The following is a 17,113-nucleotide window of genomic DNA, read 5'->3' on the forward strand; positions in this document are numbered from 1 at the left end:
GGTGGTGTTGCGAACTGTGTTGTTGGTGACGCTGATGTTGTCGTGAGGTCCGTAGAACGTGCCGATGCCGAAACCAGCCAAGACGCCGTCCACCAGGTTGCCCGAGACGTTGAAGTCGGAACTGTAGGCGGACAAACCGAATTGGAACTGTCCATCGAATTCGTTCCCAACGAAGGACGCCCCGTTCGATGCGATGATGCTGGCGGCCGAGATTCCGCCGCTGCCAGCGAATCCGATGTAGTTGCCCGCAAACGTCAGGTTCAATGCCGTGTTGGCGGAGACCAGGCTGCTGTTTGTCCCGGTCGCCGCGAAAGTGGTACCGTCAGCGGAAACGCCGATTAGCGAGTCAGCGACGGTGTTATTGTCACCGGTGATCGAAACAATGTTCGACGAAACGGCGGCGTTGGCCAGCTTGCGAATGGCCAAGTCTCGGAGTTCGACGTCATCAGCCGTGGAAACAATCACGTTGCCGCTGGTCGAAGCGCCAACGATTTCCAATTCGGTTCGGTCGAACTGGGCGATCGTGACATCATCGCCCGTACCGAGCACTCCGTCGGCACCCAAGCCGACGGTGCCGCCGCTGCCGATTTGTCCCGCGTTGGAATCCAAGACGGTCGTGCCGTCGGCGGATGAAAACGCGGTTCCGTCAAGGATGGTTCCTGCGTCGGCGATGGTACGGAGGTTCGATGCCAATTGAATCGTCCACCAATCGTTGCCGCTGCCGTCGGTCGTGTTGGTTGCCACACCGGGCACGAATCGCATCGCGTTGCCGCCGGCGATCGCGTTGGCGTTGTCGACGAATTGTCGCAAACTGCCTTGGCCAGAATCGCTGACACCAGTGACGACGTTGAAACTGAACCCGGCGTCGATGTTGCCGACGTCGTTGCCGCTGACGATCACGCGAGTGACGTGTTGGGCGGTCAGCAGTGAACTGGCGTCGTCGGTGGTGCCCGCGTCGCGGCCGCCGAAGTTGGATCCGTCGACAGGCTGGAAGCCTATCCCGCTGGCCGCACCGGCGACGCCGTAGGTTTGCTCGGCGCGAATGTCGGCTTGGGTGAATCCTGAATTCAATCCGTTGCTCGACACGATCGTGCTGGAATCGACGACGACAAAGTACGTGTCATCGAGCAGGCTACTGAACGAATAGAAGCCACCGGTATCGGTCGTCGTCGTGGCGAACAACGTATCGCCGGCCGAGATGACGTTGTTGTCGTCGGCGTCTTGGTACAAGTAGACCGTTGCACCATCCGCACCGACCGCGTCGGCAAGAATCGAATCGCCGTTGACGTCTTCTAGCACGTTGCCTTCGATGCGATGAGCGACCGTGACATCGAACGTGATCGTGTTGGCCGTTTGATCGCGGTCCAGGCCACCATTGGCCGTACCGCCGTCATCGGCAACCGTGAACGTAAAACTGTCATAGCCGGATCCGTTGCTGCCACTGGTCGGCACAAACGTTAACAGCCCGGCATCCAGGTCGACTTTGGTGATAGAGTTGGGCGCAGTGAACGTGGACCCGCTGAACAACAGTTGCCCGCTAGTCGGCAGCGTGTCGATGTAAACGCGATCAAACGCATCGCCTTCGATGTCGGAGTATCCGAAATCAGCAGCCGTCAAAACGTAGGTGGAATCTTCCAAAATCGTGATCGTCGCGTCGGTTCCCGATGGCGCATCGTTGATCGGATTGATCGTTGCGTTGAAGGTGCCCGTTTGGGTCGAACCGTTGCCGTCGGTGACGCTGAAATCAAAAGTGTCCGACGTGGTTTCGCTGCCGTCGTGGTCGTAGGTCAATCGGCCCGCGTCGATGTCGGCTTGGGTGAATGTCGCATTGGCCGCCAGTGCAACGCCGCTGATTCGCAGCGTGCCGTTGGTCGGGATCGACGTGATTGTGTAAACCAATTCGGCATCGGTGTTGTCCGCGTCGGTGGCTTGCAACATCGCGGTGGTGATGACGTTGCCGGTCGATCCTTCGTCCAGCGGCGTGGTGACGTTGTTAACGATCACGACGGGCGCGTTGACTTCGGTGGACGCGCCGAATTCCGACGTCAGGCCGGTTCCGTTGTTGCTCGTCGCGGTTGCTGAAACGGTGTCGTTGATCGTCAAACCGCTGACCGTCAAGTCGCCGCTGAACAATCCATTCGCGTCGGTGGTCAAGAACCCGAGGAAGCTGCCGTCGGTGTCATTGAAAAATTCCACTCGTGCGTTGGCAAAGTCGGTGTCACCGGCGGTCACACCGATAAAGCCGTCGAGCGACAGCGTGGTGCCAACGAGTTGCACGGACGTGAGGATCGGGTGATCCATGCCGTCGTTGACATTGGCGTCGATCAGATCACCGTCGTTAGCACCCAACCCGGCGACGCTGATGCGGGTGCTGCCAATGTTGGAAAACACGTTTGCGGAAATGCGAGTATCGCCGGTCACGATGATCCCGGTCGATCCGATTTGCGAAATCGTGTTAGCGGAAATGACGCCACCATCGCCGTCTTGCCGAATACCGGTGATTTTGCCCGTGATGGTGTTGGCGTCGATCAGGACGTTATCGCCGTATGAAAGAATCGCATGAAAGCTGGTGCTGTAGGTTTCGGTGCCCGACGCGTTGGAACCGATGATGTTGTCTTGGACCGTTGCGTTGACGGAACCACTGCCCAAGTACAGTAAGTTGCTCGCGCTCGCTGCGATCACGTTGCCCGCACCGGTTTGGCCGATGACGGCGTTCGCGGCGTCGATGAACAGACCGGTCGATCCGTTGGCGATATCGTTTTCGCCGTCAACGCTGAGCCCGATCAAGTTGCCCAGTAGCGAGAAACCGGTCGCACCAGAACGAACTCGAACTGCGTTGCTGGTATTCCCCGAGATGACGTTGCCGTCATTCAAACCGATTCCACCGACGGTCACGTTGGTCGAACCGTTGATGTTGACGCCGCTACCGTTCGATGCGGCCGCGTCGCCGGTGATGTTCGTTCCGATGTAATTGCCCGCGATGACATGATCGCCACCGCCGTCGAGTTTGAACGCGTCGGCGAAATTGTTGAGCACGAGGCCGCGGATTTCACTTCCGGTGTGGTTGCTGAGCACCAATCCGTGGCTGTTGCCGTCGCCGGTCAACTCAATGACGGGAACACCGGCCGCGGGCGCTTGGCTAGTGCCGTCGATGGTGACGGCGTCGGTGATCGTCGGCAGGGCACCGCCGACGTTGATCGTCCAATAATCTTCGCCCGCGGGAACGCTCGTGTACCCGGTATCGGACGTGGCAATGCCAAACGTGATCGAATCGGCACCGGTCGTGGTGTTGGCCGCGATGATCGCTTCACGCAAGCTGACGAACCCGTCGGTTCCGCCACCGACCGCATTGAGTTGCTCGATCGTGTAGCTCGCGCCCAGTCCCGTGTCGTCGGTGTCGGCGGTGGTTGTGACGACAAGCGAAGTGGCTGAAACGTCGATCACGGTGATGTTGAACAACTGCGAATCGGTATTCGTTCCGTCGCTAACGGTGACGGTGAACACGTAGACATTGTTGCCGTTGGCGTCGGTCGGATTTTCAAAATCGGGGGCTGCGGCGAAAGACAGATTTCCGCTGGCGTCGATCGTGAAATCGTCCGAATCGGCTCCGCTGATCGTGTAGTTGATCGTTTGCGCCGGAACGTCCGCGTCGCTGACGGTCACGGTGGTGACGGTCGAGATCGTTTCGTTGATGGTCAACGTTGCCGTCGCACCGCCGCCATTGGACGTGATCACCGGACTGTTGTCGTTGACCGGATTCACGGTGACGTTGAAGGTTCCCGTGATCGGTGTGCCAATGGCATCGTCAACGCTGAACGAAAAGGTGTCTGACGCCGTTTCGGTACCATCGTGGTCGTAGGTGATCAGTCCGCCGTCGATGTCGGCTTGCGTGAACGTATCATTGACGCCCAGAACCGTACCGCTGACTCGCAACGTTCCGTTGTCGACGGTGTCGGTGATCGTGTAGGTCAAATCGGCGGCGGTGTTGTCGGCGTCGGTCGTTTCCAACATCGCGGCGGTGATCACATTGGTCGCGGAGTTTTCATTGACCGTGATCCCGGCGTTCGTCGTGACGACTTGCTCGTCGTTTTCGCCCGTGATCGTCACCGTGACGGTGCCGATATCAGTTCCGCCGTTGCCGTCGCTGACGGTGTAGTCGAACGTGTCGGTGGTGGTTGCGCCGGGGGCCAAGTGGTCGAACGCGCCGCTGGCGTCGTAGTCGAAACTGCCGTCGGCGTTGAGCGTTACGCGTGCGCCCGATGCAAGCGTGATTTGATTGCCGACGCTTGCGGCGACCGAGTTGACTTCGGTGACGGTTAGCGAATCGTTCTCGGCATCGGTGTCGTTGGCCAGCACGCCGCTGGCCGCGTCGATGTTGATCGCGGAATCTTCATCGACGATGTAGTTGGTTCTGCCGGTGGCGAGGTAGTAGACTTCTTCGACGGATAGTTCACGCTGCAGGATCGCAACTTCGTCGATCTTTCCGTCGAAGTAGTTGGACCCATCGGGATTGGCACCGATCCAGGCGCTTTGGGTCGGGTCTTGATCGACCGCGCCGCCGACGCTGTGGGATTGCTGTTGAACCAGAATTCCGTTGACGTACATCCGCATCAGGCCGCTGGTTTGATCGTAGGTCCCGGCGACGTGATACCAATTGCCCGCTTGCAGCGCGACGTCGTTGGCGAGCAACGTGTCGGTGGTGCCGCCCGCGGAAAGTCGCATTCGTAGAACCATGTCGCCGCCGACATCGTCGGTGCTGAGCATCCAGGTGTGCTGGGCTTCGGCGGTTCCATCCGCCTTGCTGATGATCCGCGCATCGGTGGATCCGAAATCATCGGCGTTGATCCATGCCGACATCGTGATGCCGGTGCCGTTGACATCCAACGTGCCCAGATCAACGTGGCTGTTGGTGCCATTGAAATCGGCCGCGGTGTTGCCGTCGGTGCTCGCGCCGGGTTGCCCCAGCGTCACGTTGCTGTACGTGCCGTCATTTGCGCCGGCTTCGTTGCCGGCGTTCGTTCCGGTGGATTCGCCCAGGCGATAGAAACCGATTGAATCGGAATCGGCTGCGAGATCAACGGGCGTGCCCGCGGAAGCCGATCCATTGAGAAACAACGCTTGCACGGCCGACGCATCAAGCTGCCCGTCGATGATCGCGACTTCGTCGATGTCGCCGATGAAGTGGTTCGTGACGGTGTCCCAAGTTCCCGGCGTTGAACTTTGCCGACTGGCACCGATCGCGATGGCTTCGGCGTTGCCGGTTCCACCCGAGGTGGTTCCCCATCCGCCGGTGACTGGGTCGGTGCCGACTTCGACGCCGTCGAGGTACAAGCTCAATCCGCCAGCGCCAAACGAAACCGCCGCGTGATGCCAGGTTTGGTGGGCGACGCTGGTCGATGACGTGATGATGTGGCTGGTCGAAACGGTTTGGTAGCGAACTTCGAGTTGGTCGGCCGCGTTGAGGTACAGCGACAGGTGTCCGCCGTCGCCCAATCCGTTGGCATCTTTGCTGAACAGATCTTGCCGCCCGACGCCGCTGTTCTTGTTGAACCACAACGAAATCGTGCCGTTGTCGAGTAGGTAGTCGGCGTTGTGCGCGACTTCAATGTACTCGGTGCCATCCAAGTAGACCGCCGTGTCGCTGTTGCCGTTGATCGCGCCGGGGTTCCCCAGCGTTCCGCCGATGTAGGTGGCATCGTTGTTGGCCGATCCGATGTCGTTGGCATTGGTGCCGGTCGATTCGCCGAACTTCCAATGGCTGACCGGGTTGTGGGAATTCACGCCCTCGAACACACCCGGATCATCGAACGCGACGGGGCCGTCGTTGACCGCGACAATCGTGATCACCGATTGCGTGCCGACGATCGTGGTGTCGTTGACGCCGTCTTGTTCAAATTCGGTGACGGATTCCAGGGTGACAGTGCGAGTGCCTTCGGTTGGTGCTTCGCTGGTGTTTCGGTAGGCACTGTTGGAGATAATGTTGGCCGCGGTTCCCGCGCCGAAGCCGACTTCGTCCGAAATCGTCAGGGTTGCGACACCCGCGTTGACACTCACGCTGTACTCGAAACCGTTGCTGTTGGTGGTGCCTTGATTTCCGTCGACCAGTTCGATCAATTCGTTGTTGATGCGATACTGTTCGTGCGCACCATCGGCCAATCCGGCAATCGAAATCTCAAACGATCCGACTCGGTCGCCGAATTCCACGGTATTGATGCTGGTTCCGATAAAGACGCCGATCGGGTTTGCGCCTTCGGTGAACGTCGGGTTCCTCGGCGTGGTCGACACAATCGGTGCGTCGTCGACCGCGTGAACTTTCACAACCAGCGTTTCGGTCGCCGAATCGACATCGCCATCATTGACGACGAAGGTCAGTGTGCGATCGGTGGTGTCGGGATCTTGGTTGTCGTTCTCGAACGTGATCAGCTCAATCGCGTCTTGGTAATCCTGGAACGTGACCGATTCGGGTGTGTCGCTGGTCAGCGTCAGCGTGATGCTGCCGTCGGCGGTCAGGTTGCCAGCGGGAATGCCGCTAACCGAAATTCCCAACGCATTGATCGCCGTTTCGTTGACGTTCAAAATGTCGCCGATTCGTCCATTGGTCAGCGTGATCGTGACCGATTCGGCAAACGTGTCGTCGGGGTCGGTGATGGCAAAGTCAGCGTCGCTGATCGCGATCGGGCCACCGTCTTCGGTGAAGATGGTGGTGCCCTGATTCGCCGTGATGGTGAAGTCACTGATCGTTAGTTCGGTCGCGGTGCTGCGGAAGTTGGCCAGGATCAAGGGCGCGATCGAAGCGGTGCCGTGCCGAAACAATGTGCTGCTTCCGCCAGATGTTCCGCCGCCGATCGTGGCCGTCAGCTCGGTGGGCGTTCCGGACACGGCTTCATTCGAGAGAAGCACGTATTGGTAAGTTCCGATTTGCGACTGAGCATTGCCAACGGCATCACCGGCTCGCAGCGTCGGTCCCGACCAGGGATTGGTCAACGTGATCGTGTTGGTGGCATAGTCGACGTCGCCCGATTCCCACAAATCGAACTCAATGTTGCGTGTGTAGGTGTAGTCGGCGTAGGTGAAGCCATCGCTGTTGGTGTACCCGTACCACGCCAACGCGTGGCCGTTGTCGCTATTGCCGTTGTACCATCCACTTGCGTCGGCCAATTCAATCACCGTATCACCCGGTTGCAAATCCACCGCCAGCGTGGTTTGCGCCGATCCAGGCGTCAGTCCGACTTGATTGCCGGTGATGGCATTGCCGTCACTGTCATAGCTGATGAATCCGAGGTAGTGCGTCTCAGTCGGATCAATGTTGGCCGCCGAAACGATCGCCGACAGGTCATAGGTCTGGTTGTGGTCGACCTCGATTCGATTGTCAGCAATCACCGTCCCTTTGCCTAATTCGGTGTGGGTCGTCGAACCGCCGAAGTCACCGACATAGCTTTCAAACCCGCTGCTGATCGTCGGAGCATCGTTGACGTTGGTGACTGTGATCGCCACGGTGTCGGTGACGGTGCTTTCACTGGTGGGCGGTACTTGGTCGCCAGTCAGGTCGGCGATTTCGGCAGCGGACAGCGCGCGGGTGTAGACGCGAGCGTCGTCGATGCGGCCGTTGTAGTCGAAACCGGTGCTTCCGAAACCATGCGCACCAATGAAGGTGTTGGTTCCACGAGAGTAAACGAGCGAGTCGTTTTCGGTGGCGGATTGGACTTCGACGCCGTTGATGTACAGCCGCACGGTGTTGGCAGCATCATCAAACGTGATCGCGACGTGGCTCCATTGGCTCGTCGGCACGTTGACGGTGCTGAACAGTTGGTTGAACCCGCCGTTGTCGTAGTAAATCCCGTGAATCTGACCACTCGAGCGAACACGCAACGCGATGTTGTCGCCCAGCGAAATGATTTCTTGGTCACCCGCCAGCGTTGGATTGATCCAAGCGGCCAAGGTGACGTTACTTGGGTTGTCGAACGTGCCCGGGATCTCGACAAAGTCGCGGTCGCCGTCGAGCGAGAGCACTTCGCCGCGCTGGGGGTCGATGATTGTCGTCGCGTTCCCTTGGAACGTTCCGTCTTGCGCCGTGCCGGGGCTTTGGTCGCTCGCGTTGCCACCGTCGAACGTGTATTGCCCGTCCAGATCGACTACCGAAGCGAACGTTGTGGTCATTTCGAGCGAAACGTTGCCGTTGAAATCCACATCGGGTGTGAACGTCATGTTGTTCAGCGCCGCGTTGATGTCCGACTCGGTGCCGTCGATGACCAGGCTGCCGCTATTGTTGCTGCCGGCAACGATCGTCAGCCCCGTCGTCTGCGACAAATTCAACACGCCGTCGTTGACCGACAACGTGACTCGCAACGGCGAATTGATTCCGCCAATCGAATCACTGACGCTGACTTCGGTGGCCGTGCCGCTGGTGAAAGTCAGCGTGCCTTCTTCGACGACCGACAGCGAACCCGGAACCGTTTGGTTGGCGTCCAGTTCATTATCGACCGTGATCGACAACGATTCCGTGCGGCTGTTGCCGGCCGCGTCGGTGACTTCGATCGACACGTTGTGGCTGGTCGCGGTTTCAAAGTCAATCATCGAACCATCGTCAACGGTGATCTCGCCCGTGGACTGGTTGATCCGAAACCGTCCGTCCGCGTCATCGGTCAGGTTGAACGTGAAGTTGGAAAGCACTTCGCTAGCGTCCCATTCGATGACGTAGGTCGGTGTGGTCGCAGTACCGCCAACGTCATCCCAGGTGCCGTTACCCTTGACCAAAATGACATGGTCTTGAACGCCGACGAAATTATCTGGTTGGGTCGAAGGGAAATTTGCATATTGGCCAGTGACAGCGGATCCCGAGACGCCGCCGGTCCAAAACGTGTCGCCGGCTTGGTCGCCATCGAACCAACGAAACGTTCCCTCGGTTTCGACGTCCGAACCGCCCAGCCAGATCTGGTTCCCGCTGGCTTCAAAGTTGCGTGCCAGTTCGTTTTCGTAGGCGGACCGAACCGTGAGCAGTTGCCCCGACACTCCGTTGAGTTGACTGCCGATCGCATCGGCCTGTGCGGAAGCAAAATCGGTGGCGATGTTGACCGCACGATAAAACTTGCCCGTCGCTGCGTCGTAGTCCAGCGTCGGGTCGTTGTTCAGGATTGTGCTGACCGCGTGTGGAATTTCGATCACGCGGATGCCCGCGATAAAGCCGCTATCGGCCAGCGACTCGATCGTGCTGGCGAACGTCAAACGCGTCGTTTCGTCATCGGCGGTAAACTGAAGCGAGCGAGTCTCCCAGCCCATCTTGTTGGCATAGCTAAGCCCGTCCGGTTTCTCGAAGGTGAAATCGTCTGAGACGCCGCCAGCGGAGACACGCGTGGTGACGTGGTCAACCACACCGTCGCCGAATCCGCCGGCGTGGTCAAAGACGACTTGATACTGCTTCCCCGCCACGGTCGCCAAATCCTGGTAAACCAAAGATCCCACTCGATCCAAGCTAATCCCGTAACCACCCGAGGGCGGCGGCTCCATGTCGGTGGCCAGGAAAACCGAAGCGTCATCACCAACGGTCCAACCACCAAACGTGGAGCCTGCGGCGATCGTGGAAAAACTGCCTGTGGCGGGAGCGGACTCGGTGAACAAGCCATCACTCACGATATCCTGTGACGCATCTGGATCGGTCGGCACAACAAACCCGACGGTGCTTCCCGCGATCGCATTTTCGCTGATGTGCAGGTCGTCGGTTGGCGTGCTGGCGATGAAGCCAGTGCCGGTCGCGTGACCGATGCTGAGGTTGTTGGCCGAAACGACATCGACGACTTCGTTGGAGCCATTGAAACCATTCATCTGCCAGTTGGCGATCAGGCCGCTCGGCAAGCTGCCGCTGTCGAACTTCTGCTGATGGTTCAGGGCGATTTCGGCTTCGCTGCGGACTTCGTTCCAGATGCGAACGTCGTGAAGGGTGCCCATGAAGGCAACATCGGGATTGAAGCCGCCACCGACGGAATCTTGGTCGTTGCCCAAGACGAGCGAACCATCACCGACGCCGCCTGAAACCGTCCAACCAACGCCGGCCCCCGTTCCCGTCTCGATGAGTTGTCCATCAATGTAGGTTGCCCAATCACCGTTGGTGTTGTCCCAAGTGAACGCAAAGTTCGCTTGCTCTCCGGAAAGTAGATGTTCGTAATTTACGGTGCCCGTGTACAAGATCCCATTGAGATGGAATCGAAATAAATTTGAATCATTGATGCCAAATCGAATTGCGTTGTTCGGATCGACACTGTTGGCATAGGAGAATAGATCAAAGCGGCCGCCAGCGTTCGTCAGTGAAACTTCTACGGAAAATTGATTCAACCCGCCAAGAAACGCGCCGCCATCGTTGGCGATCAGATACGCATCGTTGCCACCATCGGTGTTCAATTCGATGCCGCTGGAAAGATTCGTCGGCGCGTTGTTGTCTTCGACCAGATCGTTTAGCGAGACTGTGAAATTCTCGTTGTAGGAATTCGTGCCGTCGCTGACCTGCACGGTGATCGTGTGCGTCGCCTGTGTGTCGGAATCCAACAGCAGTCCATCGAGCACGCGAATTTGGCCGCTGTCGGCGTCGATCTCGAACGCACCGGCGACGGTTTGTGAGTCGATCGTGTAAGTCAACGCATTGGTGACGTCGAGTACTTCGTCGGCGTTCCACTCGACGATCACGTGCGATGCGAATGTCCCGGTGTCACGCCATTGCCCGAAGTTTCGTATCAGCACCGCATAGTCTTCTTCGGGAAATCCATTTTGAGGCTCAGACGCAATGAAGTTTTCATACCCACCGGTTCGGTAACCGTTGGTCGCGTTCCCTCGATAGAATTCGTCCGCGTCGCTGCCGCCTTCCTGCCAACGCCACTCGCCCTCAACGGTTTGATCGCTCGCGCCAAGCCAAACGGCGATGCTGCCACTGGTGGCAATCTCGCGAACAAATTCGTTTTCGTTGGCCGATCGAATCGTCACCAATTGTCCGGCGACGCCGCCCAGCGAAGTGCCCGACGCCGCCGTGTTGGCAGCGGCGAAGGTCGATTCTTCGGAACTGAGCAGTTGATAAAACTTGCCCGTTTCGGCGCTGTAACGCAGGGTTGAATCCGCGGCCAACAACGACGCGATTTGAGCTTCGCGTTCGAGGTCGGTCCCGACAACCGCGCCGACGACGGTTCCGTCGAGTGCGTTTTCGTCGAGCGTCAAAATCAGCGAAGGTTCATTGGCCGTGAACCCGGTTTCGCTGGTGTGCCGGACGGTCAGGTTGTTGCCCGAGACCGATTCGGTGATCACTCCATCGGTCGACAGATTGTCAAAGTTCCATTGGGCGATCATGCCGGCTTCGTCGTGCGGCAATTCGCTGCGGTAACTGGCCGCCATTTGCTCGTTTGTTCGAACGTCATCAAACACGCGGACGCGGTTCAGTGTGCCACGAAAAGCCTGAGTCGCCTGGAAGCTACCGCCGACGCTGTCCTGGTCGTTACCGAGAACCAGCACACCGTTACCGTCGAGGGTGGTGCCCTGGGATGACCCGGTGACCGTTTCCTGGAATTGGCCATCGACGTACAAATTGACGTCACCGGTGGCACTGTCCCAGTTCACGCCGACGGTGTGGGGATTGCCGTCGCGGAGGTAGCTATAGTCGCCGGCGGACACCATGTTCACGTTTGCCACGCGAACAGAAAACTTGCCGGCGGCATTGAAATACAGCAACAATTCGTTGGTACTGCCGTCGGGCGAGGCGTAGGAAAAGAGTCCTTGGTCAAGTGTGTTTGAGGTCGAGATGTCGACCTCGATCGTGACTGCCGTCAAACCACCCAGAATCGCGCCGCCGTCATCGGCGATCAGGTAAGCGTCGTTGCCGCCGTCATCGTTGAGTTGCAATCCACCACCGGCCGAGGTGATCTGCAAATCGGTGGGCGTGAAGTTGGCGACCAGTGTCGGTGCTGTTTGCGCGGTGAATTCCGACGTGCTGCCGTCGGCGGCCGTGGCGGTCGCGCTGACGTAGTCGCCCGAGACCGCGACGTCGGCGAAGACGGTGGCGTCGAACGTGGCGTTCCCCGATCCGTCGGTGGTCACGGTGACGCTGCCGATCCACGTTTCGCCTTCGTGCATCCACGGATCATTGCCGGTCGGGTTGGAATACAAGTCGATGATGACGTCGGTGTTGGCGACCGACGAAACGGTACCCGACACCTTGACCGCGGTGCCGTCGTTGGACTCGACGCTGGTAATTGTCGGGAAGACTTGAGTGGTGTTGGCGATGGGTCCGTCTTGGCCCAAGTCGATGCCGTGGCCGTTGTTTTCGTGGATGCTGTTGCGGCGAATCGTCGTGCCCACGATCGTCGACGATTGCGATGCGACTCCGGAGCCGTGGTTGTTGGTGATGGTGTTGCCGGCGAGCGCGGTGGCACCACCGATCAGCGTGCTCAGTGCTGTGGTTTGCAGTTGAATGCCGCTGGCACCGTTGCCGATGTCGCTGGTTCCGTCGGCACCGACACCGATCGAGTTGCCTTGGATGAACGTTCCCGTCGCATTGGAAATGTGAATGCCGCTGTACAAACCGCCGCCGATCACGTTGCCCCGATTGGCTTCGTCACCACCGATCTTGACGCCATCGGCACCGTTGACGGCGATCACGGTTCCGCCCCCACCGACGACCGTGTTGCCGGTGATGTCGGTGCCCAAGTAGTTGCCTTCGATGACAACGCCTGTGCCGCCGTAGATTCCGATCAGGTTGACGGGGGTGGTGACGTTGTCGCCGGCGATCACGTTGCGATTGCCGGGTTGGTCGCCACCGATCTTGATCGCGCTGGAGGATCCGGAAATCTCAATGGCCGACCCGGTGTTGAAGGCCGCCGTGTCACCGTCGTCATCCAATCCGATCAGGTTGCCTTGGATCGTGACGCTGGTCGAACTGCTGACGTTGATGCCCATGCCGTCGTTCCAACTGATCACGTTGTCGCGGATCGTGATGTTCGAGCCACCGCTGATCGAGATCCCGTAGGCGTTGTTTCCGCGATCGAGTTCACCGGTGGCGTCGGTGCCGATGTAGTTGCCTTCGATGGTGACGTTGTTGGCACCGCTGAAGACCGAAATTCCGCTGCTGCCGTTGCCGCTGATGATGTTGCGGTGGGCGACGGTGGCACCACCGATCCTGAAATCTTTGACGCCGAGGTCCGCGTAGATTCCGCCCGAGTCGTTGGCGAGGATCGTGTTACCGTTCGCGGCAAGTCCGATGAGATTGGCGACAACGTTGGTGTTCGTTACCACGTCCGCCGTGGTAGCACCGGCAAAGATCGCGAAGTCGGCGTTGCCGGAAATGATGTTGCCTTGGCCGGTCCCGATTCCACCGATCTCGGTCCCGTCAGGACCGTTCCAAAGGGTGATTCCGTTGCGAGCGTTTCCCAGATCCGCGGTGCCATCGAAGTTGGTGCCGATGAAGTTGCCAAAGATCTGGTTGTTGTCGGACGCGTTGAGAATCTCGATCCCGTCGGTTTCAACGCCAAGGTTGCCGGAAATCACATTCCCTTGGCCCGCCGTGCGGTCGCCTCCGATGGTGTTGTTCGACGATCCGTTGATCCGGATTCCGTCGTCGGAGTTGCCGAGTGCCGCATTTCCGGTCGCATCGACGCCGACGTAGTTGCCTTGGATCGTGTTGTTGTTGGAATCCAGCAGATGCAAACCGTATTCGGTGTTGCCCGAGACGACGTTGTCGACAATCGTGTTGCCGTCACCGAACAACTCGATGCCCATGGCGTTCGCATTCGCGGCGATTCCGGTCGAATCGACACCGATGTAGCTATCACGAATCGTGTTGTTACTGGATTCGACAAAGATGCCTTGCGTGCCAAACCCGCCGACGCCGATCGCGCGGATTGTGCTGCCGTCGCTGCCCGCGGCGAGGTGCAAACCGGTGGCAATCGTCGCGCCGTCGTTCAAGAAGATCAGCGGGCTGACGGTGTAGCCGCCTTGCGAGGTGCCGTCGATGGTCAACGCGTCGGTGATCGCGGGCAAGATCGAACCGAGCGTGATCGTTTGCACGCCGGTGCCGATGTCAAAGAAGATTGAATTCAAACCGGCGGTGTTGTTGGTCGCGATGATCGCTTCGCGCAAACTGATCCCGTCGCCGCCATCGTCGGCGATCAACGCTTCCAAGCTCGACGTGTCACCGTTGTTGGTGTCCAGCGTCGTGGTGACGGTGACGTCGGTGATGTTCTTCAGCGCGGTTAGCGCCGCGGCATCGGTGGACGTGAGCGCTCGTTTGTACAGACGGAAGTCATCCATCTGGGCTTCGATGCCCAGCGCAGATTGTGACTGGGCTCCCAAGATCAAATCGCTTGTGTTGGTGATGTCTCCGGTGGCTCCGGTCGTGCTGCTGGCAAGCGTGCCGTCGATGTAAATGCTCACGCCGGTCGATTGGCGGGTCAGCGTGACATGTTGCCAAGTGTCCAACGTGACAGCGGCGGCGACCATGCGTGTTCCGCCGGTGCCGTCGACCGTGAAACGCATGTTGTTGCCGAGAAATATGAGATCGTAACCGTTGCCCTGAACGTCGTGGATCAGTCGCGATGTGGTGCTTGTGCTGTTGGGGTTGACCCAAAACGCGAGCGAGAAATCCTCGCTGCCGATTGTGCTGGTAGCGCTACTGGCGATTTCAATGTGTGACTGCCCGCCGGTGTCGGGTGTGAAGTCAACCGCGCCAGCCCCAACCGTTCCCGAAACGAACGCCGTACCATTAATAAGCGTTCCATCGTTGTTGTTGTCGGTCGAATCATTGGCGATCGTTCCGGTACCGTCCTCGAACTCGAGGTGTACGGCCAAGTCGTCGAGCAGTGGGTCGGATGCGACAACGTTGACGCTGTAGTCTTCGTATTCGCCGAACGAAACTCCGCCGTCGGGGCCTGGCGCGGCATCGAAGGCCATGCCGATTCGCATGATCGTGGTGCCCAGCAACGCCGAACTAGGTGTGGTGATGTCGATGGTATGGGGGCCAGCAACATTGACACCGCTAGCGACGATGAACTCCTCGTCGACGTCATCAAAATCGCCGTCTTGATTCCAATCAATCCAGGCGGTGATCGAGTTGTTGCCGTCGTCTTGGATGGTGACGGACAGTGTGTTGGTTTGCCCGATTTCGACCGACGCCGTTTGGGCGGTGTAGTTGCCGTAGGCGTTGCCGTCTTGACCGCTCGTGTTGTCGATGCCCGCGAACGTGACGTTGGTGTTGAACTCGGCGGAGTTGTCTGAGCCGCCGGGATTCGAGTAACCAGTGGGCTGACCCAAATCGGCTTGCGAGTAGAGTTCCCGAATATCCGATGTGCTGAGCGCTCGCGTGTAGAGCCGCACGTCGTCGATGTTGCCGTCGAAGTCGCCCGTCGTCGCCGATTGCGCACCGATGCGCAGCGGATTGGCTGTGTTGACGTTGAGGGCTAAACCTCCGGTCGACGAACCTTGGATCCCATTGCGATAACCGGTCACGGTCGTGCCACTCAAGGTGACCGTGGCCATCTGCCAGGTACCATCGAGTGTGGCTGCACCGAGGCCAAGGGTCGATGCGCCCGATCCCGAGTCACGCTCGAACATTAGGTTTCCGCCGCTGTTGATGAACAGCCGAAACCCGGATGAGGTCCCGCCGCCGTCGTGGTCACCGACCAAGTGCAGATCACCCGTCGGCGTGCCGTTCCACCTGTACCAAGCGCTGACCGTAAACGCACCGGTGCCGAAATCCTGAGCCGCATTGTCGGCGATCTCAAAATAGCTGTTACCGCCTGAGTCAATGCTCAACACTAGCGAGCGATCGCCAACCGCTGGATCGAAGCTAGTGATGGCCGCCGAATTCACAAGCGTGCCGTCTTGATTGCCCGCCGAATCGAGGTTAGCACCCGGCGTTTCGATCTCGTAGTGACCCACCAAGCCCGTGTTGATATCCAGCGAGCTCCGCCACGATGCCTGCGCCACGTAACCGAACGCTACATCCGTCGAAACATCGCCGACGGTGTATTCCAGAATCCAGTCACCGTCCAGGTCTTCGTGGCCGGTTGCATCGTCACTGGCGGCGACGTCGCAATTGCACACTAGCGCCAGCATCTCGATCAGGTCTTGGCCTTCGACGGTGCTGGCCAGATCGCAACCGTAGATCAACAGGTCGGCGTCGGAATCGAGCGAGTGGCCCCATCCGGCGATGTCACCGGCGTACGACGGCGCTGAATCGACATCCAATCGCGTGTTACCAAGTTGGATGCCTTCGCCATCGCCGTGACTGATCAGGTGAATCGCATCGACGCCGTGCAGTTCTGACAACGTGTCGGTGATCTGATCGATGCCGTCTCGGTCGGATGTCAAACGAACGATTAGCCACTGCGTGTCGGCTGAATCGTTGCGTAGATCACTTAGCAGCGTGTCAGCGTCTTCGACTCCTGCGTCAATGAAGACCACTTCGATCGGTAGAGCAGGATCAAAGGTGGGCGTATCGATGGGGGCGACAATCGATGGATCATCATCGGAGGAATTAGCAGATTCGCCTTGTGGCACCGTGCTTGTAAATGCGAACTGCGCAGCATCATCGGTCAGCGCGTCTTCCAGCAACGCATCGGTGAGATCGGCGTCGGCTTCTTGAAGTCCGTCAAGTCCCTCCAAGCCCTCGCCGCTAAGTAGCACGCGGTCTTCGAGCGGGTAGAAATCAAACGTTCGTTTGTTCTTCTTGGCCACAGTTGGTTCCATCCTTGGATCGGTAACGATAGGCGTTGTCGAGTTTCCCAGCTTGTGTTGCACGGTTCTTCGTGAAATGCAACTTTCGATGGGGCGCAGTGTTGGCGCAGCTCTCCGTGGTCAGCATCGACGCTTTGGGGGTGCGATTCGGCAAGGGAGCGACCGTTTTCGGATTGCCTGGACTTTGACGATTACGTCGGGGGTTGCAGACGCAACGGTTATGCCCGGCGATCCTATTGTTCAACCGTGCGTTCATTACAGACGGTGTCATCGATACGACGAGACCGACCGAATTAGAAGGCAGGCGGGGCATCGTAATCACGGCAGTTTCTGCGCGCCGCCCCAAAACCGGGCTGCGACAGACATCCCCACATTGATTGTTTTAAAACTAGTGACCCTAAATTCGCGTCGA

General features: G+C 58.8%; 1 protein-coding gene (only partly in view). It reads right to left on the reverse strand.

What is annotated here, in order from left to right:
- Nucleotides 1-16,713, reverse strand: partial view of a VCBS domain-containing protein gene (locus RC85_RS26780; protein ID WP_068261864.1) — the 5' portion only. 14,919 nt of this gene lie to the left of the window's left edge; only the first 16,713 of its 31,632 coding nucleotides appear in the window; it begins with the start codon at nt 16,711-16,713; its stop codon lies beyond the left edge, outside the window.
- Between the last annotated feature and the right edge of the window lie 400 nt (nt 16,714-17,113).

The sequence above is a fragment of the Rubripirellula obstinata genome (assembly GCF_001642955.1).
Classification (GTDB): domain Bacteria; phylum Planctomycetota; class Planctomycetia; order Pirellulales; family Pirellulaceae; genus Rubripirellula; species Rubripirellula obstinata.